Source organism: Streptomyces sp. NPDC029292 (assembly GCF_055569295.1).
In genome coordinates this window covers 23516-48619 of the sequence record NZ_JBVHXR010000020.1, presented here as the reverse complement: position 1 = coordinate 48619, position 25104 = coordinate 23516, and the positions used below count along the sequence as shown (strand labels likewise).

The window sequence follows — 25104 nt, the reverse complement described above, 5'->3', positions numbered from 1 at the left end:
TCCACCGGGATGGACCGCCCGGCTAACCTCCTTGCCATCACCCTTACGCAGCAGGAGTCAAGAATCATGGCCCAGGTCCAGCGCATGTCCCGTTTGATGGTCAAGACACTGCGTGACGACCCGGCGGACGCCGAGACGCTCAGTCACAAGCTGCTGGTCCGCGCCGGCTACGTGCGCCGCAACTCCGCCGGTATCTGGACCTGGCTGCCGCTGGGCAAAAAGGTCCTCGACAACGTCTCCCGCGTGGTCCGCGAGGAGATGGACGCCATCGGCGCCCAGGAAGTCCTGCTCCCCGCCCTGCTCCCCAAGGAGCCGTACGAGGCGTCGGCGCGCTGGGAGGAGTACGGGGACCTCCTGTTCCGCCTCAAGGACCGCAAGGGCAGCGAGTACCTGCTCGGCCCGACCCACGAGGAGATCTTCACCCTCGTCGTGAAGGACCAGGTCGCGTCGTACAAGGACCTGCCGGTCATGCTCTACCAGATCCAGACGAAGTACCGCGACGAGGCCCGCCCCCGCTCCGGCGTGCTGCGCGGCCGCGAGTTCCAGATGAAGGACTCGTACTCCTTCGACACGACGGACGAGGGGCTCGCGGAGTCGTACGCGCTGCACCGCGCCGCCTACCAGAAGATCTTCGCGCGCCTGGGCCTGGACTACCGCATCGTGTCGGCCGTCTCGGGCGCCATGGGCGGCTCCGCGTCGGAGGAGTTCCTGGCGCCCGCCGCCGCCGGTGAGGACACCTTCGTGGACTGCCCGGCCTGCGACTATGCGGCGAACACGGAGGCGGTCACCTTCAAGCTGACGCCGGTGGACGCGGAGCACGGCCCGGTCGAGGAGCTGGACACCCCCGACACCCCGACCATCGAGACCCTGGCCCAGCACCTCGGTGTCCCGGCCTCCGCCACTCTCAAGAACCTCCTGGTCAAGGTCGACGGCGAGATCGTGGCGGTAGGCGTCCCCGGCGACCGTGAGGTCGACCTCGGCAAGCTGGGCGAGCACCTCGCCCCGGCCGTCGTCGAACTCGTCACGGCCGAGGACTTCGAAGGCCGCGAGGATCTCGTACGCGGTTACGTGGGCCCGCAGGGCCTGGAGAAGCTCCGCTACATCGCCGACCCGCGCGTGGCCCCCGGCACGGCCTGGATCACCGGCGCCAACAAGGTCAACACGCACGCGAAGAACGTCGTCGCGGGCCGTGACTTCGAGGTCGACGACTACCTGGACGTCGTCGTGGTCGAGGAGGGCGACCCCTGCCCGTCCTGCGGCACCGGCCTCAAGCTGGACCGCGCCATCGAGATCGGCCACATCTTCCAGCTCGGCCGCAAGTACGCCGACACCTTCCAGCTCGACGTCCTCGGCCAGCAGGGCAAGCCGGTCCGCGTGACCATGGGCTCGTACGGCATCGGCGTCTCCCGCGCGGTCGCGGCCCTCGCCGAGCAGTCGGCGGACGACCAGGGCCTGTGCTGGCCCAAGGAGATCGCCCCGGCCGACGTCCACGTGGTCGCGGCGGGCAAGGCCCTCCAGACCGAGCTGGCCCTCGACGTCTCCGAGAAGCTGGGCGCCGCGGGCGTACGCGTCCTGGTGGACGACCGCGCCGGCGTCTCCCCGGGCGTGAAGTTCACGGACGCCGAGCTCATCGGCGTACCGCAGATCCTCGTCGCCGGGCGCCGCTCGGCCGAGGGGGTCCTGGAGCTCAAGGACCGCCGCACCGGTGAGCGCGAGGAACTGACCGTCGACGAGGCGATCGCCCGCCTGACGGCCCAGTAGTCGCAGCGTTCCCTTCACCGAAGTGGTTGAAGTCTGTAATTAAAGACGTCTCTCAGAGACTTCTTCCGAGGCGTACGGGAACCTCACAGACTTCTCTCAGGCTGCTCCCCGACCGTAGGACGTGACAGAGCGTCATTCGGGAGGGGAGCAGCCATGACAGGCAGCGAGCGGGGGGCCGCCGCGGCGGTCCGCAGAGGAGCACGGCGTACGGCGGCCGTGGCAGCGGCGGTGACGCTGGCGGCGGCGGCCGGGGTCTTCGCCCTGGTCGGCACGATGCAGGCGGACGCGGACACGACGGCGTCCGGCAGCACGGGGGCGTCGAGTTCGAGCAGCGGCAGTGGTTCGGGCAGCGGTACGGATTCCTCGTCGAGCTCGTCCTCGTCGGACAGCTCGGACAGCTCGTCCAGCTCGTCCTCGGACTCGGACCTCCAGTCTCCGTCCGACAACCCCACCTCCGGCAGCGGCGGCGCCGACGACGCGACCTCGGGGGCGTCGTGATGAGCACTTTCGCCCGCCCCACCGCCGCCGCCGAGTGGCGCGCCCTCGGCACCGGCGTCCGGCTGATCACCACCGACCCGGCCCTGCTGGACTCCTGCAACCTGCTGCTTGCCCGGCACCTCGCCGAGGTCGACGCCACGTGCAGTCGCTTCCGCCCGGACTCGGAGCTGGCGGCCCTCGACCACGCCGAAGGACGGCCGGTCAGGGTCAGCCCCCTGCTCGCCGAGGCACTGGCCGTCGCGCTGCGCGCCGCCGCGGCGACGGACGGAGCCGTCGACCCGACCGTCGGCTCGGCGATGAACGCCATCGGCTACGACCGCGACTTCCAGCTGCTCAAGGAGGACGGCCGCCCCGTACGGCTCACCGTGCGCCCGGTCCCCGGCTGGCGTCTGGTGCGGCTGGACCGTACGACCGGCACGGTCACCGTCCCGGCCGGGGTCCGCCTCGACCTGGGTGCCACGGCCAAGGCCTGGGCGGCTGACAAGGCGGCGACGATGCTCGCCGAGGCGGCGGGCTGCGGAGTCCTGGTGAGCCTGGGCGGCGACACCGCCGTCGCGGGCGAACCTCCGCGCGACGGCTGGCAGATCCGCGTCCAGGACGCCACGGGTTCCGTGGACGAGATCCCCACGACCGGCTCGTACGCCACCATCGGCCTGCGCGGCGGCGGCCTCGCCACCTCCGGCACCACGGCCCGTCGCTGGCGACGAGGCGCCCACACCCTCCACCACATCGTCGACCCGCACACCGGCCTGCCCGCCCGGACCCCGTGGCGCACGGTCTCCGTAGCGGCGGCGACCTGCGCGGACGCCAACGCGGCGAGCACGGCCGCCCTGGTCAAGGGCACGGGCGCGGAACGCTGGCTGACCAGGCTGGGCCTGCCGGCCAGGCTGGTGACCCACCACGGCACGGTGCTCACGACACCGGGCTGGCCGTCCTCGCCGTCCTCTCAGCCCCGGCCGGCACCAGCAGCCCGTCCGGCGTTCCGGGACGAGGCCGCGGCATGACCGACTCCGCCATCCTCTGGTACGCCAACCGAGCCACGGGCGCGGTCTGTCTGGTGCTCTTCACCGTCGTCGTACTCCTCGGCATCGCCGTACGGCTGAGCGGCAGACTCCCCGGACTCCCAAGGTTCGGGACGGTCTCGCTGCACCGCTCCCTCTCCCTCTCCGCCACCGCCTTCCTGACCCTGCACATCACGGCGGCCGTGGTCGACGGCTACGTCCACATCACCCCCCTGGACGTCCTCGTCCCCTTCGGCTCCGACTACCAGCCCCTCTGGCTGGGCCTGGGCACAGTCGCCCTGGACCTGATGCTCGCGGTACTCGTGACGAGCCTCCTGCGCGCCAGGATCGGCCACCGCACCTGGCGCGCGGTGCACTGGCTGGCCTACGCCTCCTGGCCGATAGCCCTCGTCCATGGCATCGGCATCGGAACGGACACCGGCACCGCCTGGATGCTGTGGCTGACGGTCTCCTGCGTGGCCGCCGTCCTGACGGCGTTCGGCATCCGCGTGGCCCAAACGGCCCGCGCGTCCCGGCGTACCCCGGCCGCCCTCCTGAACGCGGCCGAAGTCCGTACGGCCGAAATCCGTACAGCCGAAATCCGCAGGGCCCAAGTCCGTACCGCCGAAGTCCGTACCGCCCAACTCCGTGCCGCCGAGGGAGCCCGCTCATGACCATGACCTTCACGGACATCTACATGCCGCCGAGGCTGCTCGCCCCCGGCGGCACCCCGGCCGGCTTCACCACCCACGAGCAGCGCTACGGCCCGGTGTCGTACGGCAACCCGGCCCGCCTCCTGCGCACGCTCGCCGAGTCGGGGCTCACCGGCCGGGGCGGCGGCGCGTTCCCCACGTACCGCAAGCTGCTCTCCGTCGCCGAGGCGGGCCGCCGCACCGGCCGTGCCCCGGTCGTCGTGGCGAACGGCGCCGAGGGGGAGCCCGCCGGCCACAAGGACCGGACGCTTCTGCGCCTCTCACCCCATCTGGTCCTGGACGGGCTGCAGTTGGCGGCCGAGGCGGTGGGCGCGGGGGAGGCGTACCTCGCGGTCGACGACGGCGCGACGCCCCTCGAAGCGGCACTCACCGAGCGCCGGGACCCCCTGTCCGTGCGCACCGTACGCGTCCCCAGGCGCTTCCTCTCCGGCCAGTCCTCGGCCCTCACCCAGTACATCTCCGGGCACGCCGCCCTGCCCCGCCACCAGCGCCCTCCGGTCCGTGAACAGGGCGTGCACCGGGCCCCGACCCTCGTTCAGAACGTCGAGACGCTCGCGCACCTCGCGCTGATCGCCCGCTACGGCGCCGACTGGTTCCGCTCCGCGGGCACACCGGCCGAGCCGGGCAGCGCACTGTGCACGGTGCACGTGCCGGGCCGGGCCGTACGGGTCGTGGAGGCGCCGTTCGGGATGCCGCTGCACCGGCTGCTGCCGCTGGACGGCATCGGCGCGGTCCTGGTCGGCGGCTACCACGGCACGTGGTTCACGGCCGCCGAGGCCGCCACCCGCGGGCTGTCCACCGCCGACCTCGGTTCGGGCGTCCTCGCCGCGCTGCCCACCGACCGCTGCGGCCTCGCCGAAACCGCCCGCGTCCTGCGCTGGCTGGCCCTCGAATCGGCGGGCCAGTGCGGCCCCTGCCTCAACGGTCTGCCCCGTATCGCCGCCGCCTTCCAGACCCTGGCCGCGCCCGGCCCGCAGGGCAGTACCCGCGCCGACGTCGCCCGCTGGGCGGGACTCGTCGAGGGCCGCGGCGCCTGCCACCATCCCGACGGCACGGTCCGCCTGGTCCGCAGCGCGCTGACGGCCTTCGCCGCCGAACTCGACTCCCACGCCGCGGGCCACTGCACGGCGACCGACCACACCCCCCTGCTGCCCGTCCCCGCGAACCGGAGCTGACATGGAAGCCGACACCGATCCGCGTCTCGACGTCGACTGGACCGCCTGCCAGGGCCACGGCCTGTGCGCCGAACTCCTCCCCGAGCACATCGTTCTCGACGAGTGGGGCCACCCCTTGCTCGACCGGGGCCCCATTCCCCCTACGACCCTGAAACGCGCCCGCAGAGCCGCCGCCGACTGCCCGGTCCTGGCCCTCAGACTCACCGCCGCGCAGGGCGGTTAGAGCCAGCCCGCGAACTCCAGCAGCAGCTCCGCGTCCTGCGGGCGCCCGACGCGCCGAGCCCGTACCCCCGACTCGACCGCGCGGAACAGGGTCCAGCCCCGCAGCCGCTCCTGGTCCACGTCCAGGGACTCGGCGAGCCGCTTCACCCGCCGCCGGGTGATCGACGCCCCCGAAGGCGACGCGATCAGATCCTCCACCCGGTCGCGGACCAGCCGGGCCAGGTCGAAGGCGCACTCGCCGATCACCGGGTCGGGGCCCACGGCCAGCCAGGGCATGCGTTCACCGGCGAGGACCTTGCTCTGCCGGAAGGTGCCGTGCAGCAGCCGTTCCTCGGGCGGGTCGGCGAGAAGCTCCTCGCGGGCCGCGAGCGCCGCGTCCACCAGGGACGCGACCTCGGTGTCGGCACTCGCCGTCGCCCGCATCGCCTCCGCCTGCCGCCCGGTCCGCTCGGCCACGGTCTCGAAGACATGGGCGGCGGGCGGCTCGACCCACAGCCGCCGCAGCGTCCCCGCGGCCTCCAGCAGTGCCTTCGCCTCGGGCAGCGACCGCACGGACACGTCCGGGTGCAGCCGCTCCAGCAGCAGTACGCCGTGGGTGTCGCCGGGGTTGAGGAGCTGGACCGCGCCGCGTCCGTCCCAGTGGGCGAGCGCGGCCCGCTCGCTCTCCGGACGGGACCGCAGTGGCGCGAGCTTCAGCACGGCGGGCGTCCCGTCGGTCAGCCGCACCAGCACGACCAGGCTGCTGCGTCCGCCGGGCGCCTGTACCCGCTCCACGGTCAACTCGCGTAGATCAACGGCCTGTTGGGCCAGCTCGGGCAGCTTGTCCAGCCACTCGCCGGTGCCCTCGGCTCCATCGGCCCCGTTGTGCTGCGTCTCGCCGAGCGCCCGCACGAGGCGCTGCGGCGGTTCGAAAGCCATGCGCGAGTTGTTTCCTTCCAGGTCGCGTTACGTCTGCGAGGGGGCCGGCGCGGAGGGGGTGGCCGCCCGTTCGGCGAGACCAGGGAAGGCTACGCTCTCGCCGCGCCAGCGCACCGCCCGCACCGCCGCCTCCCGCAGCGCCACGGCGGCCGCGCGCCGCTGGTCGCCCGTGGCGGCGCGGACGAGGTCGGAGTACACCCCGGCCACGCGTTCCTCCAGCTCGGCCGCGAGCCGCACGGCCGCGGCGGAATCCCGCACGGCGAACGGCAGCCCGTACGCCGCCGCCGACGCCTCGGGCCTCCCGCCGAGGTCCCGCACCGACCGCGCCAACTCGTCCCGCCGCGCCCGGTGAGCGTCGTACGCCGCCAGCGCCTCGTCCCGCCGCCCCGCGTCGATCTTGCCGCCTACGACGCCGTACCCGTAGACGACGGCGTGCTCGGCGCCTAGCGCGGCTTGCAGGGCCGTCAGCTCGGCTTCCTTGGCCTGCTTGGTCTGCTTGGTCTGCTTGGCCTTCTTGGTGTCCGTGGTTCCCTCGGTTCCGCTCACTTCTTCGTCCCCTCCGTCAGCAAGAACGCGTGCGCCGCACCGGCCGCCGCCACCGAGGCCAGCAGCCTGGCCAGCTCTCCCGGGACCTCCAGCAGGGCCTTCGCGCGCTCGTCCGCGAGGGTGCGCTCCGCCGAGGCGAGGTCGGTGAGGGCGTCCTTCTCGTCGGCCGGTACGGCGGGGGATGCGCTCGGGGGTGCCGAAGCGGGCGCCGAAGCAGACACTGACGCCGACGCCGACGCGGACGGTGTCGCCGACGAGCTGCGCCCGCCGCCGAACGCCTCCGCGTGCCGTACGACCTCCGCCCGCAGCGGCCTCAGCCGCTCCGCCAGCGGCGGATGGGCGGCGATCACGGCCGCGTACCGCGCCGCCAGCGTCTCGCTGTCGCGGGCCGCACGCGCGCGTGCCCGGTCGGCGGCCGAGGGGCTCCCGCCCGTGGTGTCGGTGGACGACTCGGGGGCGGAACAGCCCACGAGCACGAAGGCGCTCGCGGCCGACGCGAGCAGGCTCCTTCGGCGCGGCCCCGAGGGGGTGCGCGGCGGCAGGGTGAACGGCACGGCAGACGTCCTCGGAGGGCTCGTACGAAAGGGAGGGCGGCACGCCCGTGATCACGGTACCCGCGCCCCGGCCGATCACTCGCCAGCGGCTCTCCCACGCAGCGGGGACCGGCGTGTTTTTCGCCCCCGCCGCCCCTACCCTCCCCCACTCTCGGCTTCGCTCGAGCGGGGGGACCCCCATCGTCCCTGGGGGCTCTGCCCCCAGACCCCCCGTATCGCGCTTCGCGCTCGTCCTCAAACGCCGGACGGGCTGAAGATGTAGAAGATGTAGGGACGGCGGGGGCGAATGAACCCTCGGCGCGCCCCCCACGTCCCCGCCCCCGCCCGCAACCCACCCCCGTCCCGGTGGACGGCAACACCCCCTGCGACCGGATACCCTTTGACCTGACACACGACCTACCCACAACAGCACACGCGGCCGAGGAGTCACCCGGATGAGCACCACCCAGAGCGAGAGGCTGCGAGAACTGCTGGAACCGCTCGTCAGCTCTCAGGGACTCGACCTCGAAGAGGTCGAAGTGGACTCGGTGGGACGCAAGCGCGTGCTGCGTGTCGTCGTCGACTCGGACGCCGGTGCCGACCTGGACCAGATCGCCGATGTGAGCCGCGCGCTCTCGGCGAAGCTCGACGAGACGGACGCGATGGGCGAGGGCGAGTACACCCTCGAGGTCGGAACCCCCGGTGCCGAGCGCGAGCTCAAGGAGCACCGTCACTACGTACGCGCCACCGACCGCCTGGTGAAGTTCCAGCTGTCCGAGGCAGCTGGGGCCGACGAACTGGTCGCCAGGATCCTGACGGTGGACGACGACGGCATCGACGTCGAAGTGCCCGGCGTGAAGGGGCGCAAGCCCACCGCCAGGCGGCTCGCCTTCGGGGATGTCGCCAAGGCGCGCGTCCAGGTCGAGTTCAACCGCAAGAACAAGAACGAAGAGAACGCAGAGGAGGCGTAGCCGTGGACATCGACATGAGTGCCCTGCGGGGTTTGGTGCGGGAGAAGGAGATCTCCTTCGACCTGCTGGTCGAGGCGATCGAGTCGGCCCTCCTCATCGCCTACCACCGCACCGAGGGAAGCCGCCGTCACGCGCGCGTGGAGCTCAACCGGGAGACCGGCCATGTGACCGTGTGGGCGAAGGAGGACCCCCAGGACCTGGAGGAGGGTCAGGAGGCGCGCGAGTTCGACGACACCCCGTCGGGCTTCGGCCGCATCGCCGCGACCACCGCCAAGCAGGTCATCCTGCAGCGCCTGCGGGACGCCGAGGACGACGCGACGCTCGGCGAGTACGCCGGGCGTGAGGGCGACATCGTCACGGGTGTGGTCCAGCAGGGCCGCGACCCGAAGAACGTGCTCGTCGACATCGGCAAGCTGGAGGCCATCCTGCCGGTGCAGGAGCAGGTCCCGGGCGAGACGTACCAGCACGGCCTGCGCCTGCGCTCGTACGTCGTACGGGTGGCGAAGGGCGTCCGCGGTCCGTCCGTGACCCTGTCCCGTACGCACCCCAATCTGGTGAAGAAGCTCTTCGCGCTGGAGGTGCCGGAGATCGCCGACGGGTCCGTCGAGATCTCCGCCATCGCGCGCGAGGCCGGACACCGTACGAAGATCGCCGTCCGGTCCACCCGCAGTGGCCTGAACGCCAAGGGCGCCTGCATCGGCCCCATGGGCGGCCGGGTGCGCAACGTGATGGCCGAGCTGAACGGCGAGAAGATCGACATCGTCGACTGGTCGGACGACCCGGCGGAGATGGTGGCGAACGCGCTGTCCCCGGCCCGCGTCTCCAAGGTCGAGGTCGTCGACCTCGCGGCCCGCTCCGCGCGCGTGACGGTCCCCGACTACCAGCTGTCGCTGGCGATCGGCAAGGAAGGGCAGAACGCCCGCCTCGCCGCCCGCCTCACCGGCTGGCGCATCGACATCCGTCCGGACACCGAACAGCCGTCCGAAGAGGCTGCTCGGCGGACCGGGGAATAGATCTGAGCCGCAGGTGGCTTAGATCACGACAACAACCGTTCGATTCTTGCCCCAAAGGGGTGGGGTCGGTGCGGGGAGGTAGACTTAAGAGTGTCTGGCCGGACGCGAGCCCGCGCATGCCCTGAGCGCACCTGTGTGGGGTGCCGGGAGCGAGCGGCCAAGAAGGATCTGCTGCGCATCGTGGCGGTCGAGGGCGAATGTGCCCCCGATCCTCGCGGTACGCTGCCCGGCCGGGGTGCGTATGTACACCCCGCCCTGGTCTGTCTCGACCTGGCGGTACGCCGCCGGGCATTCCCACGGGCGCTGCGTGCCCCGGGGATGCTCGACACAATGGCGTTGCGCCAATACGTCGAGTCGACAGTTGCTGAGCAGGCAACACCGTAAGACGTGTCGTACGGAACCCCCGTGCGGCCCTGGTACCCCGCGAGTTGGAAGTAGGTCGAGATTGCGATGAGCACTCGATGAGCACGCGATGAGTACGCCCATGAAGTAGCGACGGTCCGGACGCAACCCGGACCTAAAAGGAGCGAAGTGGCTAAGGTCCGGGTATACGAACTCGCCAAGGAGTTCGGGGTTGAGAGCAAGGTCGTCATGGCCAAGCTCCAAGAGCTCGGTGAGTTCGTCCGTTCGGCGTCCTCGACGATCGAGGCGCCCGTTGTACGCAAGCTGACTGACGCCCTCCAGCAGGGCAGCGGTGGCGGCAAGCCCGCCCCCGCACGTAAGGCTGCCCCGGCGAAGCCGGGTGCCCCATCTCCGGCGCAGGCGGCCCGTCCGGCTGCCCCGCGCCCGCCGGCCCCGAAGCCGGCCGTGGCCGAGAAGCCCGCCGCGGCGGCTCCGGTCACCCCGGCGGCTCCGGCTGCTCCGGGCCCGCGTCCGGGTCCCAAGCCCGCCCCGAAGCCCGCTCCGGCGGCTCCGGCTCCGGTCGCGGCCGAGTTCACGGCGCCCCCGTCGGCTCCTGCGGCTCCGGCCGCGGGTCCCCGTCCGGGCTCCGCCCCGCGTCCCGGCGGCCAGGCTCCGCGTCCCGGTGCTCGTCCGGCCGGTGGTCCCGGCCAGGGTGGTCAGGGCCGTGGTGACCGTCCCGAGCGCGGCGACCGTCAGGGCGCCCCGCGCCCCGGCGGCCAGGCTGCGCGTCCCGGCGCTCGTCCGGCCGGTCCGCGTCCGGGCAACAACCCGTTCACCTCTGGTGGCTCCACCGGCATGGCGCGCCCGCAGGCGCCCCGTCCGGGCGGTGCCCCGCGTCCCGGTGGCGACCGTCCCGGCGGCGCTCCGCGTCCGCAGGGCGCGGGTCAGGACCGTGGTCCCCGTCCCCAGGGCGGTCCCGGCGGCGCTCCGCGTCCGCAGGGCGGTCCGGGCGGTGCCCGTCCGACTCCCGGCGGCATGCCTCGTCCGCAGGCTCCGCGTCCCGGTGGGGCCCCCGGCGGTAACCGTCCGAACCCCGGCATGATGCCGCAGCGTCCCGCTGCGGGCAGTCCGCGTCCCGGCGGTGGCCCCGGTGGCCGCGGTCCCGGTGGCGGTGGCGGTCGTCCCGGTGGTCCCGGTGGCGGTGGCGGTCGTCCTGGTGGCGGCGGCTTCGCCGGCCGTCCGGGTGGCGGCGGTGGCGGCTTCGCCGGTCGTCCGGCTGGTCCCGGTGGCGGCGGTGGCGGCTTCGCCGGTCGTCCCGGTGGTCCGGGCGGTGGCGGCGGTGGCCGTCCCGGCTTCGGTGGTCGTCCCGGTGGTCCGGGTGGCCGTGGTGGCACGCAGGGCGCCTTCGGTCGTCCCGGCGGTCCCGCGCGTCGTGGTCGCAAGTCGAAGCGGCAGAGGCGCCAGGAGTACGAGGCCATGCAGGCCCCGTCGGTCGGCGGCGTGATGCTGCCTCGCGGCAACGGACAGTCCGTCCGCCTGTCGCGCGGTGCGTCCCTCACCGACTTCGCGGAGAAGATCGGCGCCAACCCGGCGTCGCTCGTCGGCGTGATGATGAACCTCGGCGAGATGGTCACTGCCACGCAGTCCGTCTCCGACGAGACGCTGAAGCTCCTCGCGGACGAGATGAACTTCGTCCTCGAGATCGTCAGCCCCGAGGAGGAGGACCGCGAGCTGCTCGAGTCCTTCGACATCGAGTTCGGCGAGGACGAGGGTGGCGAGGAGTTCCTCGTCGCGCGTCCGCCGGTCGTGACCGTCATGGGTCACGTCGACCACGGTAAGACCCGCCTCCTCGACACCATCCGCAAGACGAACGTCGTCGCGGGCGAGGCCGGCGGTATCACGCAGCACATCGGTGCGTACCAGGTCACGACCGAGGTCAACGAAGAAGAGCGCAGGATCACCTTCATCGACACCCCGGGTCACGAGGCGTTCACCGCCATGCGTGCCCGTGGTGCCAAGTCGACCGACATCGCGATCCTCGTGGTGGCGGCCAACGACGGTGTGATGCCCCAGACGATCGAAGCGTTGAACCACGCCAAGGCGGCCGACGTGCCGATCGTGGTCGCGGTCAACAAGATCGACGTCGAGGGCGCCGACCCGACCAAGGTGCGCGGTCAGCTCACCGAGTTCGGTCTGGTGGCCGAGGAGTACGGCGGCGACACGATGTTCGTCGACATCTCCGCCAAGCAGGGTCTGAACATCGACCAGCTGCTCGAGGCCGTGGTCCTGACCGCGGACGCCTCGCTCGACCTGCGGGCCAACCCGGAGCAGGACGCGCAGGGTATTGCGATCGAGTCCCACCTCGACCGTGGCCGCGGTGCCGTCTCGACGGTCCTGGTCCAGCGCGGCACGCTGCGCATCGGCGACACGATGGTTGTCGGCGACGCGTACGGCCGTGTCCGGGCGATGCTCGACGACAACGGCAACAACGTCGAGGAAGCGGGTCCGTCGACCCCCGTCCTGGTCCTGGGTCTCACCAACGTCCCGGGCGCCGGCGACAACTTCCTGGTTGTCGACGAGGACCGCACGGCGCGTCAGATCGCCGAGAAGCGCGCGGCGCGTGAGCGCAACGCCAACTTCGCCCGCCGGGGTGTCCGGTTCTCCCTGGAGAACCTGGACGAGGCCCTCAAGGCCGGTCTGGTGCAGGAACTCAACCTCATCATCAAGGGCGACGCGTCCGGTTCGGTGGAGGCTCTCGAGTCCTCGCTGCTCCAGCTCGACGTCGGCGACGAGGTCGACATCCGTGTCCTGCACCGCGGTGTGGGTGCGGTCACCGAGTCGGACATCAACCTGGCGACCGGCTCCGACGCGATCGTCATCGGCTTCAACGTCCGCGCTGCGGGCCGCGCGGCGCAGATGGCGGAGCGCGAGGGCGTCGACGTCCGGTACTACTCGGTGATCTACCAGGCCATCGAGGAGATCGAGGCGGCCCTCAAGGGCATGCTCAAGCCGGAGTACGAGGAGGTCGAGCTCGGCACGGCGGAGATCCGCGAGGTCTTCAAGTCGTCCAAGCTGGGCAACATCGCCGGTGTCCTGGTCCGCTCGGGCGAGGTCAAGCGCAACACCAAGGCGCGCCTCGTCCGCGACGGCAAGGTCATCGCGGAGAACCTCAACATCTCCGGACTGCGTCGCTTCAAGGACGACGTCACCGAGATCCGCGAAGGCTTCGAGGGTGGTATCAACCTCGGAAACTTCAACGACATCAAGGTCGACGACGTCATCGCGACGTACGAGATGCGCGAGAAGCCGCGGGCGTAAAGCGGTTGTTTGAGCTGGCCGACGGTGAGAAATCACCGTCGGCCAGCTTGCCGTTTGCCCCGCCCCGGTAGTTCTTTGGCCGCGGGCCGGTGGGGGCTGGGCGCGCGGTTCCCCGCGCCCCTTGCGGGCGCTCCAGGCCCGCATCTCGGGCTGGGGCGAAAACCCCGTCGAGTACCCCACCCGTTCGTTGTACGGTTCTGATGTCCCTGCCGAGTGCATTGGCAGGCCATCTATCCCGTGCCGGCGGGACATCCGGTTACACATGTATGTGGGGACACTGTCCTTCGATCTGCTCCTCGGCGACGTTCGCTCGCTCAAGGAGAAACGCTCTCTCGTCCGGCCGATCGTCGCCGAACTTCAGCGGAAGTACGCGGTGAGCGTGGCGGAGACGGGCAACCAGGACCTTCACCGCAGGGCCGAGATCGGCCTCGCGGTGGTCTCCGGAGACACCGAGCACCTCACCGACGTACTGGACCGGTGCGAGCGGCTCGTCGCGGCACGACCGGAGGTGGAACTGCTGTCGGTACGGCGCAGGCTCCACACAGACGAAGATTGACGAAACAAGCAAGGCGAAGAAGGAGACGGACCAGTGGCCGACAACGCGCGTGCCAAGAGGCTGGCGGACCTCATCCGAGAGGTGGTGGCCCAGAAGCTGCAGCGCGGGATCAAGGACCCGCGGCTCGGCACCCACGTCACCATCACGGACACCCGGGTCACCGGGGACCTCCGGGAGGCGACCGTCTTCTACACGGTGTACGGGGACGACGAGGAGCGGGCCGCGGCTGCCGCGGGCCTGGAGAGCGCCAAGGGCGTGCTCCGCTCCGCCGTCGGCGCTGCGGCGGGCGTGAAGTTCACCCCGACCCTCACCTTCGTGGCGGACGCCCTGCCGGACACCGCCAAGACCATCGAGGACCTGCTCGACAAGGCGCGGGCCTCCGACGCCAAGGTGCGCGAGGTCTCGTCCGGCGCGAAGTACGCCGGCGACGCCGACCCGTACAAGAAGCCGGAATCCGACGACGAGTCGGACGACGCCGCCGGGACGGACGACGCCGCGGAATGACGCAGAAGCACACGACGCCCGACGGGCTTGTCATTGTCGACAAGCCGTCGGGCTTCACTTCGCACGACGTGGTCGCCAAGATGCGCGGGATCGCCAGGACCCGCCGCGTCGGACATGCCGGCACCCTCGACCCCATGGCGACGGGCGTGCTCGTCCTCGGCGTCGAGAAGGCGACCAAGCTCCTCGGGCACCTCGCGCTCACCGAGAAGGAGTACCTGGGGACCATCCGGCTCGGGCAGAACACCCTGACCGACGACGCCGAGGGTGACATCACCTCGTCCACGGACGCCTCCGGCATCAAGCGGGACGCCGTCGACGCCGGGATCGCCAAGCTGACCGGCCGCATCATGCAGGTGCCGTCCAAGGTCAGCGCCATCAAGATCGACGGCGTGCGCTCGTACAAGCGGGCCCGCGAGGGCGAGGACTTCGAGATCCCGGCCCGCCCGGTGACCATCTCCTCGTTCGCCGTGTACGACATCCGTGACGCGGTCGCCGAGGACGGCACACCGGTGCTCGACCTGGTCGTCTCGGTGGTCTGCTCGTCGGGTACGTACATCCGGGCGCTCGCTCGTGACCTGGGCGCGGACCTGGGCGTCGGCGGTCATCTCACCGCCCTGCGCCGCACCCGCGTCGGCCCCTACAAGCTCGACTCCGCGCGCACCCTCGACCAGCTCCAGCAGGAGCTGACCGTGATGCCGATCGCGGAGGCGGCGGCGGCCGCGTTCCCGCGCTGGGACGTGGACGCCAAGCGGGCCCGGCTGCTTCTCAACGGCGTACGGATCGAGGTCCCCGAGGAGTACGCGGGGGTCGGCGCCGTGGCCGTCTTCGATCCGTCGGGGCGGTTCCTCGCACTGGTGGAGGAGCAGAAGGGCAAGGCGAAGAGCCTGGCCGTGTTCGGCTGACGCATTCGGGGTGCGGTGGTCCTGCGGGGCCGCCGCCCGTGGAGCGGCGATCACGGGGTTTCGTGCCCGCCGCTCCACGGTCCCCCTCGATTCCCCCACACAAGGGTGTATCCATCCGCCCTCGCCAATTCACCCCTTCGGGCAGGCGCTCGGAGTGAACCGAGGGAGCGGAAGGGGGCGCGTTCGCCACGCGATCTGTCCCGCTGATCACCCCGCGCCTACCGTCGGAAGAAGGAGCGCGGCGGGGAGGTTCGAGCATGGCGGGACGCGGCCCGCGGACCGGGGGGCGACAGGCACCCGACGATACCCGGGCGACGCGGGACGAGGCCCTGGTTCGCGTCTGCGACCTGGCGGGGCGCCCGCGCGGCACGGGTTTCGTCGCCGACCACCACGGCACGGTGGTCACCAGCCACGAAGCGGTCGACGGCCTGGCCCGGCTGGTCCTGCACGCCCCCGGTGACCGCACCTGTGTGGTGACCGCCGACGCCGTCACGCCCCTCCCGGACGCGGATCTCGCTCTCGTACGCACCGAAGGTCTCGGGCTCGACCCGCTCCCCGTCACCGTGCGGGACCGAATCGACACCGGCACATACGTCCAGATCGCCGCGGGCGGCTGGCGCGAGGCGCGGGTGCTCGGCGCGACCGACGTGACGTACACGGCGACCGACCGCCTCCATCTCCTCGGCGACGCCCTGGAGTTGGCGATCGGCACCGCGGGTGCGGACGCACTCCGCCTGGGCGGCGGGGCCGCCGGGGGGCCGGTCCTCGACGCCGCGACCGGCGCGGTGGTGGCGGTCCTCGGCACCGCCCTGCACGCGGAACACCGGGCGGCGGGGTTCGCCGTCCCGCTGCGGGGACTTGGCATCGAGCAGCTCGCGGAGGGACCGCTCGCCGCGCTGCTGGCCCGCAACGCGGCGACGGTGCCCGCGTACGGGGCCGATCTGAATCTGGCGGGGGTACTGGAGCTCACGGCGACCTCGGTGGGGTCGGACGGGCCGGGGGCGGCGACGTCCTTGGGGTCCGGCGGCGCGGAGTCCGGGACCGTCGAACGGGCCGATGTCGTCAGGGAGTTCGCCGTCTTCGAGGAGGGCCGGGCCGTCGTCCTCGGCCTCGTCGGCCCTCCCGGCAGCGGCCGTACGACCGAACTGGCGGCCCTCGCCGCACGCCGCACCCGGGGCGCACGGCCGGCGCCCACCCTCTGGCTGCGTGGCGCCGACCTCCTCGCCACGGACACCTCCGTGGCGGACGCGGCGACGCGAGCGCTGGAGCGGGCGGGGCGGATCGTGGCCGCGCCGGAGGAGGGCCGCCCGCACGCCGGCGGCGCCCCGGCCGCGGATGTCCTGCCGCCCGGCGGATACGACGGTGAACTGGGCGACATCGGACCGGAGCGGCTGGCCCGGCTGGCGCGGGACGCGGGGCGTCCGCTGCTGCTCCTCCTGGACGGCCCCGAGGAGATGCCGCCCGCTCTCGCCCACCGGCTCCCCGAGTGGACCTCGGGGACGGCCGGGTGGCTGCGGGAGACCGGGGCGCGGCTCGTGGTCGCGTGCCGGGCCGAGTACTGGGAGCAGGCGGGGGCGGGCTTCCCGGGGGAGTCGCTGCATGGCTCCCGGACCGTCAGGGAGTCTTCAGACAGGCACTTCCCTCCCTGTGTGTGGCTGGGCGACCTGACCGAGACGGAGGCGCGGCGGGCCCGGTCGCGTGCCGGGATCCCCGAGGGGGCGCTCGCGGAGACCGACGCGCGGCATCCGCTGACGCTGCGGCTGCTCTCCGAGGTGTGCGCCGCACTGCCCGACGCCCCCGCCGAGCGGCTCGACCGGGACGAGGTCTTCGCCGCCTACCTGGACCTGATGTGCCTGCGCGTCGCGGTCCGGCTCGCCGCGGTGAACGGGCTGCGCGGCACGGCCGTACGACGTCTGGCCGCCCATGTCTCCGGCCAGGTGCACGAGGCCGCGCGGCGCTGTCTGGGGCAGGGGGAGTTGGACCGGGAGTCCTTCGAGGCGGTCTTCCCGTGGGGGCCGACATCGAGACGCCGGCTCGGCGGCACCACCGGCTGGGCCTCCGCGGTCCTCACGGAGGGGCTGCTCGTCCCCGCGGGCGACGGCTACCGCTTCGCCCACGAGGAACTAGCCGACTGGATCCAGGGCACGCACCTGGACCTGGACGCGGCGCTGCACGCCCTGGTGCACCGGAGCCGCGATGCCGTGTCCCCGGTGCCCCGGGTCCCGCCGCCCGCCCGGCCCGGGGAACCGCTCCCCGTGCAGCCCGAGACAGCCGCCACGCGTCGCCGACGGGCTCGGGCCTCGCGGTCCGCGCCCGCGGCGGACCGGCCGCACACCGTTCCCGTCCCGCGCCACCGCATCGGCCCCGTGGTCGAGACCTTGCTCCTTCTTGCCCGTCGACAGGGCTCCGCCGAGCCGGCCCTCCGTCTGGAGGACCTGGTCCATGCCCTGGACGCCCAGCTGCCCCAGGCACCGGCCCCGCTCGGCGACCCCGCCTGGTGGGCGACCCACCTCTGTGCCGACGTCCTGCTGCGGATGCCCGACGCGAGGCCGTACGCCGGTGTCCTGCGGCTGCTCGCCGACCGGATCGTGACGTGGCGGGAGCAGGGCCGCGGCGTACCGGCCGAGTTCGGGCCGCCGTTCTGGGAGGCGGTGCCCCTGCCGGAGGCGGAACGGTTCGACCTGCTGAGGCGCCTGGTGGTCGCGGACGAGGCGCCACATCGGCCGGGCCTGGGAGGCCGGCCCGAGCTGGGCAGGGGAGGCCGGCCCGAGCAGGACGGGGGAGATGGGCCCGAGCCGGAGACGGGCGACGCCACCCCTCGCTACCTGGACGCCGTGTCCCGTCTCCTCGCCGCCGACCCCGCCCCCGTACAACTCCACCTCACCCACTGGTTCGACGACGACCGCCCCCTGCCCGCGACACCCCACGCGACCGTGGCGAGCGCCGCCCAGGCGCTGCTGTACGCGCACCGGCGGCGGGCGCTGGACGATCTCGCCGAGGCGCTGGTCGGCTGTGCGCACCGGCGCGGCGACGAGCTGCTGGCCGTACTCGCCGAGGAGGAGCCGTCGGCCGTGTGCCGGGCGGTGGACCGGTGGGCGCACGACGAGCGACCGACGCGCCGGGTGGCGGCGGTGGCGTACGGGCTGCGGGCCGCGCCGTTCGTGCGGACCGAGGCCGACCGCGAGCTGCTGCGTTACGCGGCGCTCGCCCTGCTGGCCCGCCCCGCCGACTGCACCCTGCACGGCGGAGCGCTCGGCCTGCTCGTACGGGATCCGCGGACGCGCGCCCGGTACCTGCCGAAGGCGCTGGAGCGGTTCGTCGCGGGTGATCCGCAGCTGCCCGCCGGCGCCCTGGTCGCCGCCCTGACCACCCACCCCGACCCGGTGCTCGCCGCCTTCCGGTCCCGGCTGCGGCCACCGGGCCCCGACACGGGCGAGGTGCTGCGCACCCTCGCCGACGTCACCACGCCCGCACTCGCCCGCAAAGTCGCCGCGCTCGTACGGGAGGTGGTGGAGCTGCGTCCGGAGGCCGCCGCGCACGTGGCCGCGTACGTCGATCGCCGCCTGGAGCATGGTCCCGCCGCGCGCACGGTCCTCTTCCCGCTGGTCGCGGGCCTGCTGGACGGCTGCCCCGCGCCGGTGCGGGCGGCGCTCGCGACCGTCCTGGCGGCGCCCGGCAGCCGCGCGTCCGGTCCGCTGCGGCGCGAGCTGCTGGATCTGCTGCTCGCGCAGGAGCGGGACCCCGCCGTCCTCGGCGGGCTGCTGCGCGCGGCCGCGGACGGCGCGGCCCGCAGGGGCGAGGAGCCCACCCGCGAGCTGGTGCACCGCACGGGCCTGCTCCTCGTGCGCACCCCGGCCGGCGCCACCGGCTTCGACCGCGGCCTCGTCGACCTGGCCCGCCAGGTCCCGGGCTTCGCCACCCTCGTGGCCCGCTGGCTGACCGGCGCCCCCGAGGAGTGGGCCGCGGTGGTCGGCCCGAGCACCCGCCGCATGATCGAGAACCTGGCGGGGGTACGGGTCCCCGCCTGACCCGTGCTCCTCGCCCCTGCGTGATGCGTCCCCGCGCGACGCGTCACTGCGCGATGCGTCACAGCTCGATGCCGATGCAAGCCGCGCGCACGCGGCATGGCACCCTTAGAGCTGCGAATGAGGCAATCACGGACACAGGTTCGACAAGGAGCGGTCACAGTGCAGCGCTGGCGTGGCTTGGAGGACATCCCCGAGGACTGGGGGCGCAGCGTCGTCACCATCGGTTCCTACGACGGGGTGCACCGCGGACACCAGCTGATCATCCGGCATGCCGTGGACCGCGCCCGAGAACTGGGCGTTCCCTCCGTCGTCGTCACCTTCGACCCGCACCCGAGCGAGGTCGTGCGGCCCGGCAGCCACCCCCCGCTGCTCGCCCCGCACCACCGCCGCGCCGAGCTGATGGCCGAGCTGGGCGTGGACGCCCTGCTCATCCTGCCCTTCACCACCGAGTTCTCGAAGCTGTCGCCCGCCGATTTCGTCGTGAAGGTCCTCGTCGACAAGCTGCACGCCAAGGCCGTCGTCGAGGGCCCCAACTTCCGCTTCGGCCACAGGGCCGCGGGCAATGTCGACTTCCTGCGCGAGCAGGGCAAGACGTACGACTTCGAGGTCGAGGTCGTGGACCTGTACGTGACAGGTGACGCGGGCGGCGGCGAGCCCTTCTCCTCGACCCTCACCCGGCGGCTCGTCGCCGAGGGCGATGTCGAGGGCGCGCGCGAGATCCTCGGGCGCCCGCACCGCGTCGAGGGCATCGTCGTACGCGGCGCCCAGCGTGGCCGCGATCTCGGCTTCCCGACGGCGAACGTCGAGACCCTCCCGCACACGGCCATCCCCGCGGACGGCGTCTACGCCGGCTGGCTGCACGTCGACGGCGAGGCCATGCCCGCCGCGATCTCCGTCGGCACGAACCCGCAGTTCGACGGCACCGAGCGCACGGTGGAGGCGTACGCCATCGACCGCGTCGGCCTCGACCTGTACGGCCTGCACGTCGCCGTCGACTTCCTCGCCTTCGTGCGCGGCCAGGCCAAGTTCGACTCCATCGAGGCGCTGCTGGAGGCCATCGCGGCGGATGTGAAGCGGTGTCGGGAGCTGATCGAGGCCGAGTAGGGCTCGGCGTCCGGCGAACCAGGGCTTCGGGGAGGCGCGTTCGCGATCGCCTCCCGTTGGTCTCGGTGGCCTCGTCGGCCCCCCTCAGCCGGGCTGTGGACCGGAGAGACGCTCGACGGCCTGTCTGACCCGGTGCCCGGCCGGGGAGCCGGGATCCAGCGCGTCCAGGGCGTCGGCCAGCGCCGTATAACCGCCCGTCTGGTCTGCGCACAGGTCGGTGAGCGCGTACAGGAGCGGCCTCAAAGGGATGCGTGCGACGTCCAGGGACCCGACGTCAATTCCGGTCCGTGTGATCCAGATGGGCCGGATCATGGGGTCACTCACCGAGTCGGCGTTCTTCAGGGCGTTCACCAGCGAGTCCACCTTCTGCATGGCGTTCACCGGCGCACCCGCCGCGGGCTTGCGCGGGAAGACGGCCCGCTGCGCGGGGGGTTGTTGCGAGTACCGCGCCAAGGCCTGCGCGGCGCGGAGGAGCACCTCCGTCGCGGCCTCTTCGTCGAGCTCACCCAGGGGTGGGTCGGAGAACTGACGGAACGCGGCGGGATTCGTTCCCTCGACGGGAGTGTCCACGAAGACCGGGATCAACCGCTGCCAGTCGGAGGATCCGTCGCTGAGCGCTGTGTCGAGAGCAGCCCCCGTCATGTCGCCGCAGGAGAAGAAGGTGTCGGAGACGAGGACGAGCACCTTCTTGGCGCGACGGAGCGACTGCCGGACACGGTCGACGGTGCCGTTGTCAGCGGCTGAGATGACCTCGGCATCGACCGAGTAACCCGCCAGTTCCAGTTGTTCGGTCGCCCACGCGCCCCATGCGGAGTCCAGCTCCACGTCGGTGTACGAGATCACGACATCGACGGGACGCAGCCGGTCCGGCCCGAACAGGGGCGTCAGCCCACGGGCCTCCACGAGAGAGACCTGGGGCAGGTCGCCCCCCTGGTAGATCGTGGCCGCGAGTCGCGTGGCGACCTTCCGGACGATCGACTTGTACTCATTGCTCCCGGGCTTCCGCTCCTCCGGGACCAGGTGGAACAGACCGTACTCCGCGTACGTCGGTCCGAACTCCTGGCGTAAGTGCTGGTCGTCGTCGGCGACTTCGGGCCAGCTCATCGGCCCACGCCGCCAGGCGACGCCTATCAGATGCTCGTCCGGCCCGCCCCCTTCCCGGTGGCGGCGCCGACGCTCCGCGAAGACCGTCCACTCGCGGGCGCACCACTCACTCTGGAAGTAGCTGGCGCAGTACAGGACCAGCATCGTCCGCGCCGTGCATACGCCGTTCTGGATCCGGAACCGCCACCGGTTGCCCGGGTCGATGCTCCGCAGGTCAAGGAATGCGCCGCCCGGGGTCTGCTTGCCCAGTTGAGCGCGTACCTCGTCCTCGACGTCCTGGTGGAAACGTTCAACGTACGAGTGTTTCTCCGGCAGTTCCGAATAGCTGGTGAAGAACCAGTACGGCGAGTCGTTCACGGGGCTTCCTGGCGGCTCTCGATCCGGTCGACGATCCGCCTGACCTCCCGCACCTCGGCGGAGTCCGGATCCAGCAACTCCAGCGCGTCCGCCAGCGTCGCCAAGCCTCCGGGGAAGTCCATACAGGTCCGAACGATGTTGATCAGCTGAACCCTGAGAGGCATGTCACGGCGCACGGGAATCCCTGCCCGAACCGCGGGCTCCATCATTCCGGTCCAGGCCTCCAGCCCATCCCGGGACGAGACGACGGCCGAACGCTCCAGAGCGTTGACGAGCTGCCTCGTCAGCACGGAATCGCTCATGATGACGGGCTCGGTCCGCGTCCCTGGAAAGTCACGTTCCGGGACGGGACGGCCGGGGCGCCGCATGACGTAGCGCAGCAGGGCCTGTGCCGCCTCTTCGTCCAGCTCTTGCAGGGGCGGGGTGACGAGCGTGCGCAACGCCGTCGGCAGGAGGGTCAGGTCGACGGACTCGACGAACACCGGGACGAAACGGCGCTGTTCCACGGCGTCCAGTAGCGTCAGCCGCGCCCACTCCGACTCCGTCCAGGCGCCCGACTCCTGGAGGTACGCCTGGGAGAACAGAGTCACGACGACATCGGCGTTCTTGAGAGCGAGGTCCAGCAGCAGCCGAGGATCGTCCTCGTGGGGGCGGACAAGCTTCAGGGCCACCTGGTGGTCCCACTCCATCAATGCGGCGCCGACCCATTGTGCCCAGCCCTCGTCCGAGGGGGCGTAACTGATCCACACGCGTGTCTGATCCGCGACGGGGCGGGCCAGATGCGTGGGCGGCACCACATGCGCGGTGGAGGAGCCCTCGCCGGGCTGCGGGCTCTTTCGCGACGTGTCACCACCCGTGCCTCGTGCCGGCTGGAGGGCGCGATGGCGCCGGAGGGAGTCGGAGGAGAGGTCGCGGGCAGCGCGTTCCGTGATCGGATGGTGCTCGCCGTGCAGCTGCCGAAGACGGGTGAGCGTGTCCTCGGCCAGCCGGGACGCGGCCGTTTCGTTGCCGGACGAGGCCAGGAGCCGGGCCAGGTCGGTCACCGCGTCCAGTGAACGGGGATGGTCCTCGCCCAGTACCTGCCTCGACCGCGCCAGGGTGCTCTCCGCCAGCTCCAGGGCGGGCCCCCAGAGCTGGAGGTCTCCGAGTAACCGGGTCAGCTGGGCGGCGGCGGCCAGCGTGTCGGGGTGGTCCTCGCCGAGCACCCTGCGGCGGCGTACGAGGACTTCCTCGCCCAGGTTCCGGGCCGCTGCCGGATCGCCGAGGGCCGCCAGACTGACCGTCAGGTCGGCGGCGGCGGTCAGCGTGTCGGGGTGGTCCTCGCCGAGCACCCTGCGGCGGCGTACGAGGACTTCCTCGCTCAGGCGCCGGGCGGCCTGCACATCGCCCAGAGCCCTCAGATCCAGCGCCAGGTTGGCCCCCGTGTCCAGAGTCAAGGGATGGTCCTCGCCCAGCACGCGTCGCATACGGCCCAGAGTGTCCTCCCCGAGGCAGCGGGCCTCCGGGAGCCGACCTGCGTAGGCCAGCTGTACGGCGAGCCGGGAAGCGGCCGCCAGCGTTTCCGGGTGGTCCTCGCCTCGCGTCCGGCGCTGATGGTGCAACACCTCCTCCAGCAACGGGAGGGAGCGGTCCTCCTCGCCGGTACGTCGTAACGCCTCCGCGAGGTAGGTCGCGGCCAACAGGGTCTGCCGATGGTCGACGCCCAGCTCGGCGACCCAGGCCTGGTGGAGTTGCTGCAACCGGTCGCGGGCAGTGACCGGATCGCCCCGACCCGTGAGCAGCGCGCACGCGACGCAGACGGTCAGCCGCCCTAAATTCGTCGCCAGATCTCGCGGCTCGATGGCGAGCAGGTGGGGCATCAGTGCCGTCCACCGCTCCCGGGCCGCCTCATTGTCCTCGTCCTCGTCCTCGGCCTGCGGCATCGCGGTCACCAGCAGTGCCTCAGCGGTACGGGCGGCGGTCACCCGTTCGTCGTCGGAGAGCAGGTCTCGTAGCACGGACTTCGTCAGGGTGTGCAGCCGCAGCGAACCGTCGTGCACCCGGACCAGGCCATGCGCGCTCAGTTCCCTGAGCATTCGGGCCGTGGCGGCACGGCTGCGCAGCACGTCGGCCAGAGGCTCGGGCATGCGGTCCGCGGAACGGGGCAGGGCGTGCAGCGGGAAGGCAGCCGGAGCCAGCAGGGCGCAGCCGAACAGCAACGCTGTGGCGGCCTCCTCTCCCTCCTCCCTCAGACGTTCGACAGCGAGCCGGATCGTCGCGCCAAGTGACCGTGAATAGGAGCGGAGTTGTTCCTCGCCGCTGTCGAGGCGAGTGTGGGTCTCTGCCAGCAGCCGGACATATTCACGTACGTCGATGCCCGGCTCCCCCGCTCCCTCGGCGCCGAGTACAGCGGCGGCCTGCGCCAGTGCCAACGGCAGGTCACCCAGGAGCGATGCCAGTTCATCGCCTTCCGCTGTGGTCAAGGACGGCACCTTGGTCCGCAGCAACTCGATGGACTCGGCGCGGGTGAACGTGTCCACCGCGAATTCGGTGGCGAAGTTCTGCCGGTCGGGCCCGTAAGACGTCACCAGGACGTGCCCGGCCCCCTCCGGCAGATGCGGGACGAGCGCATCCGGGGCCGCGGCATCGTCGAAGATCAACAACCAACGGCTGCGGGTGCGGAGTTCTGCCTTCAATGCCTCCCCGGCCTCGGCCAGGGGTGCGTCCGCCGATACGGCACCCGTACGGACGGCCAGCGCCGCCAGTTGCTCCGTGATCAGGCCCGGCCGGCCCGCCCGTATCCACCAGACCAGCTCGTATTCGCCGGCGAAGCGGTACGCGTACTCGATGGCGAGCTGCGTCTTGCCCATCCCTCCCGTCGCCCGGACGACGACAGGGGAATTGCTGGTCAGCGCCTGGCGCAGTCGCGCCAGCATGTCGTCGCGGCCGGTGAAGCGCGGGTTGCGCGGCGGAAGATTCCACACACGCGGCGTATCGCCCGGCAGCCGCGGTCCGGCCAGCCCCAGTTGCCGAAGCCTCCCTCGTCCGATGAGGTCCGAGGCGGGGCTGTCTCCGGGGGACGGGTCGCGCACCGCCCGCAGTAGCGCTTTCCTCGCCTCCTCGGCTCCCAGCCCCGTGAGGCTGACCGCCTGGAGTGTGGCGAAGGCAGGAGGGAGCCGCGCGTCGTCGACGAGGACAGGGATGACCACGCTGTCGCTGCTCAGGATCGCGCCGAGCTCCGTCCCGGCCGGGGCGCGGTCGGCCGAGAGCAGGGCCACCACCGCGTCGGCGTCGCGCAACTCCCCATCGAGCCGCGAGGTGAGCGCATCCCCGTGAGCCAGGTCGTCAACATCCAGGAACGAGGCATACCCCGCGTCCGTCAGCTGCCAGGCAACCCACTCCGCCCAGGCGCGGTCGGCGCTCGCGTAGCTGATGAAGACACGCCGTTCCACCTGATACCCCCAGTGATCGTGCCCGGCGCGCGGCCGGGGGACCATGGCCGCCGACGGCCCTCGGGACACGAGGCTCCGCACTGTCCTCCGCCGCGCGCGACGGACGT

20 protein-coding genes are annotated in these 25104 nt (G+C 72.2%); 15 read left to right on the top strand and 5 right to left on the bottom strand.

All coding sequences use genetic code 11. From position 1 onward, the window contains the following. Window positions 1-66 precede the first annotated feature (66 nt). From ACZ4WS_RS35415 to ACZ4WS_RS35390, 6 genes are all read left to right on the top strand, one after another. Window positions 67-1761: a proline--tRNA ligase gene (locus ACZ4WS_RS35415; protein WP_467986944.1), complete on the top strand. Its 1695-nt coding sequence runs from the start codon at window positions 67-69 to the stop codon at window positions 1759-1761. A gap of 153 nt (window positions 1762-1914) precedes the next feature. Next, window positions 1915-2259: a hypothetical protein gene (locus tag ACZ4WS_RS35410; protein WP_467986943.1), complete on the top strand. Its 345-nt coding sequence runs from the start codon at window positions 1915-1917 to the stop codon at window positions 2257-2259. Continuing rightward, window positions 2259-3263 carry an FAD:protein FMN transferase gene (locus ACZ4WS_RS35405; RefSeq protein WP_467986941.1) on the top strand — a complete coding sequence of 335 codons (1005 nt, stop codon included), beginning with the start codon at window positions 2259-2261 and terminating at the stop codon, window positions 3261-3263. The genes ACZ4WS_RS35410 and ACZ4WS_RS35405 overlap by 1 nt, the downstream gene beginning before the upstream one ends. Then, a complete protein-coding gene (locus ACZ4WS_RS35400; protein ID WP_467986940.1) occupies window positions 3260-3934 on the top strand; it encodes a ferric reductase-like transmembrane domain-containing protein in 675 nt (224 codons plus the stop codon). The genes ACZ4WS_RS35405 and ACZ4WS_RS35400 overlap by 4 nt, the downstream gene beginning before the upstream one ends. Beyond that, a complete protein-coding gene (locus ACZ4WS_RS35395; protein WP_467986939.1) occupies window positions 3931-5148 on the top strand; it encodes an NADH-ubiquinone oxidoreductase-F iron-sulfur binding region domain-containing protein in 1218 nt (405 codons plus the stop codon). Before ACZ4WS_RS35400 ends, ACZ4WS_RS35395 begins: the two co-directional genes overlap by 4 nt. Window position 5149: 1 nt before the next feature. After that, window positions 5150-5371 (top strand): ferredoxin, encoded by a 222-nt coding sequence (locus tag ACZ4WS_RS35390; protein ID WP_467986937.1) that lies wholly within the window; start codon window positions 5150-5152, stop codon window positions 5369-5371. Here the strand turns inward: ACZ4WS_RS35390 and ACZ4WS_RS35385 are convergent. From ACZ4WS_RS35385 to ACZ4WS_RS35375, 3 genes are all read right to left on the bottom strand, one after another. Beyond that, entirely contained in the window at window positions 5368-6288 is a 921-nt protein-coding gene (locus ACZ4WS_RS35385; RefSeq protein ID WP_467986936.1) for an aminoglycoside phosphotransferase family protein, read from the bottom strand. The two genes, ACZ4WS_RS35390 and ACZ4WS_RS35385, sit on opposite strands and share 4 nt — an antisense overlap. A gap of 27 nt (window positions 6289-6315) precedes the next feature. Beyond that, window positions 6316-6756 carry a ferritin-like domain-containing protein gene (locus ACZ4WS_RS35380; RefSeq protein ID WP_467987109.1) on the bottom strand — a complete coding sequence of 147 codons (441 nt, stop codon included), beginning with the start codon at window positions 6754-6756 and terminating at the stop codon, window positions 6316-6318. Window positions 6757-6830: 74 nt separating this feature from the next. Continuing rightward, window positions 6831-7388 carry a hypothetical protein gene (locus ACZ4WS_RS35375; protein ID WP_467986934.1) on the bottom strand — a complete coding sequence of 186 codons (558 nt, stop codon included), beginning with the start codon at window positions 7386-7388 and terminating at the stop codon, window positions 6831-6833. A gap of 434 nt (window positions 7389-7822) precedes the next feature. Here ACZ4WS_RS35375 and rimP point away from each other — a divergent pair, with 434 nt between their 5' ends. The 9 genes from rimP (at window position 7823) to ACZ4WS_RS35330 (ending at window position 20105) form a co-directional block, all read left to right on the top strand. Continuing rightward, on the top strand, window positions 7823-8338 hold the full coding sequence (rimP, locus tag ACZ4WS_RS35370) for a ribosome maturation factor RimP (RefSeq protein ID WP_467986933.1): 516 nt from the start codon (window positions 7823-7825) through the stop codon (window positions 8336-8338). Between the two features lie 2 nt (window positions 8339-8340). After that, complete coding sequence (gene nusA / locus ACZ4WS_RS35365; protein ID WP_467986932.1) at window positions 8341-9351, top strand: transcription termination factor NusA; 1011 nt, start codon at window positions 8341-8343, stop codon at window positions 9349-9351. Window positions 9352-9441: 90 nt separating this feature from the next. After that, the gene (locus ACZ4WS_RS35360) at window positions 9442-9735 is read left to right on the top strand and encodes a YlxR family protein (RefSeq protein WP_467986930.1); all 294 of its coding nucleotides are present in this window, start codon (window positions 9442-9444) and stop codon (window positions 9733-9735) included. 147 nt (window positions 9736-9882) lie between these two features. Beyond that, complete coding sequence (gene infB / locus ACZ4WS_RS35355; protein WP_467986928.1) at window positions 9883-13011, top strand: translation initiation factor IF-2; 3129 nt, start codon at window positions 9883-9885, stop codon at window positions 13009-13011. Between the two features lie 262 nt (window positions 13012-13273). After that, entirely contained in the window at window positions 13274-13567 is a 294-nt protein-coding gene (locus tag ACZ4WS_RS35350) for a DUF503 domain-containing protein (protein ID WP_467986927.1), read from the top strand. Between the two features lie 33 nt (window positions 13568-13600). Continuing rightward, complete coding sequence (gene rbfA, locus ACZ4WS_RS35345) at window positions 13601-14071, top strand: 30S ribosome-binding factor RbfA (protein WP_467986925.1); 471 nt, start codon at window positions 13601-13603, stop codon at window positions 14069-14071. Beyond that, window positions 14068-14973 (top strand): tRNA pseudouridine(55) synthase TruB, encoded by a 906-nt coding sequence (truB, locus tag ACZ4WS_RS35340; protein ID WP_467986924.1) that lies wholly within the window; start codon window positions 14068-14070, stop codon window positions 14971-14973. The genes rbfA and truB overlap by 4 nt, the downstream gene beginning before the upstream one ends. Before the next feature lie 257 nt (window positions 14974-15230). Then, on the top strand, window positions 15231-19001 hold the full coding sequence (locus ACZ4WS_RS35335) for a trypsin-like peptidase domain-containing protein (protein ID WP_467986923.1): 3771 nt from the start codon (window positions 15231-15233) through the stop codon (window positions 18999-19001). 159 nt (window positions 19002-19160) lie between these two features. Continuing rightward, window positions 19161-20105 (top strand): bifunctional riboflavin kinase/FAD synthetase, encoded by a 945-nt coding sequence (locus ACZ4WS_RS35330; protein ID WP_467986921.1) that lies wholly within the window; start codon window positions 19161-19163, stop codon window positions 20103-20105. 84 nt (window positions 20106-20189) lie between these two features. Here the strand turns inward: ACZ4WS_RS35330 and ACZ4WS_RS35325 are convergent, their stop codons facing one another. Both ACZ4WS_RS35325 and fxsT read right to left on the bottom strand, forming a co-directional pair. Continuing rightward, a complete protein-coding gene (locus ACZ4WS_RS35325; RefSeq protein WP_467986919.1) occupies window positions 20190-21566 on the bottom strand; it encodes a TIR domain-containing protein in 1377 nt (458 codons plus the stop codon). Beyond that, entirely contained in the window at window positions 21563-24997 is a 3435-nt protein-coding gene (fxsT, locus tag ACZ4WS_RS35320; RefSeq protein ID WP_467986918.1) for an FxSxx-COOH system tetratricopeptide repeat protein, read from the bottom strand. Before fxsT ends, ACZ4WS_RS35325 begins: the two co-directional genes overlap by 4 nt. Window positions 24998-25104: the final 107 nt, after the last annotated feature.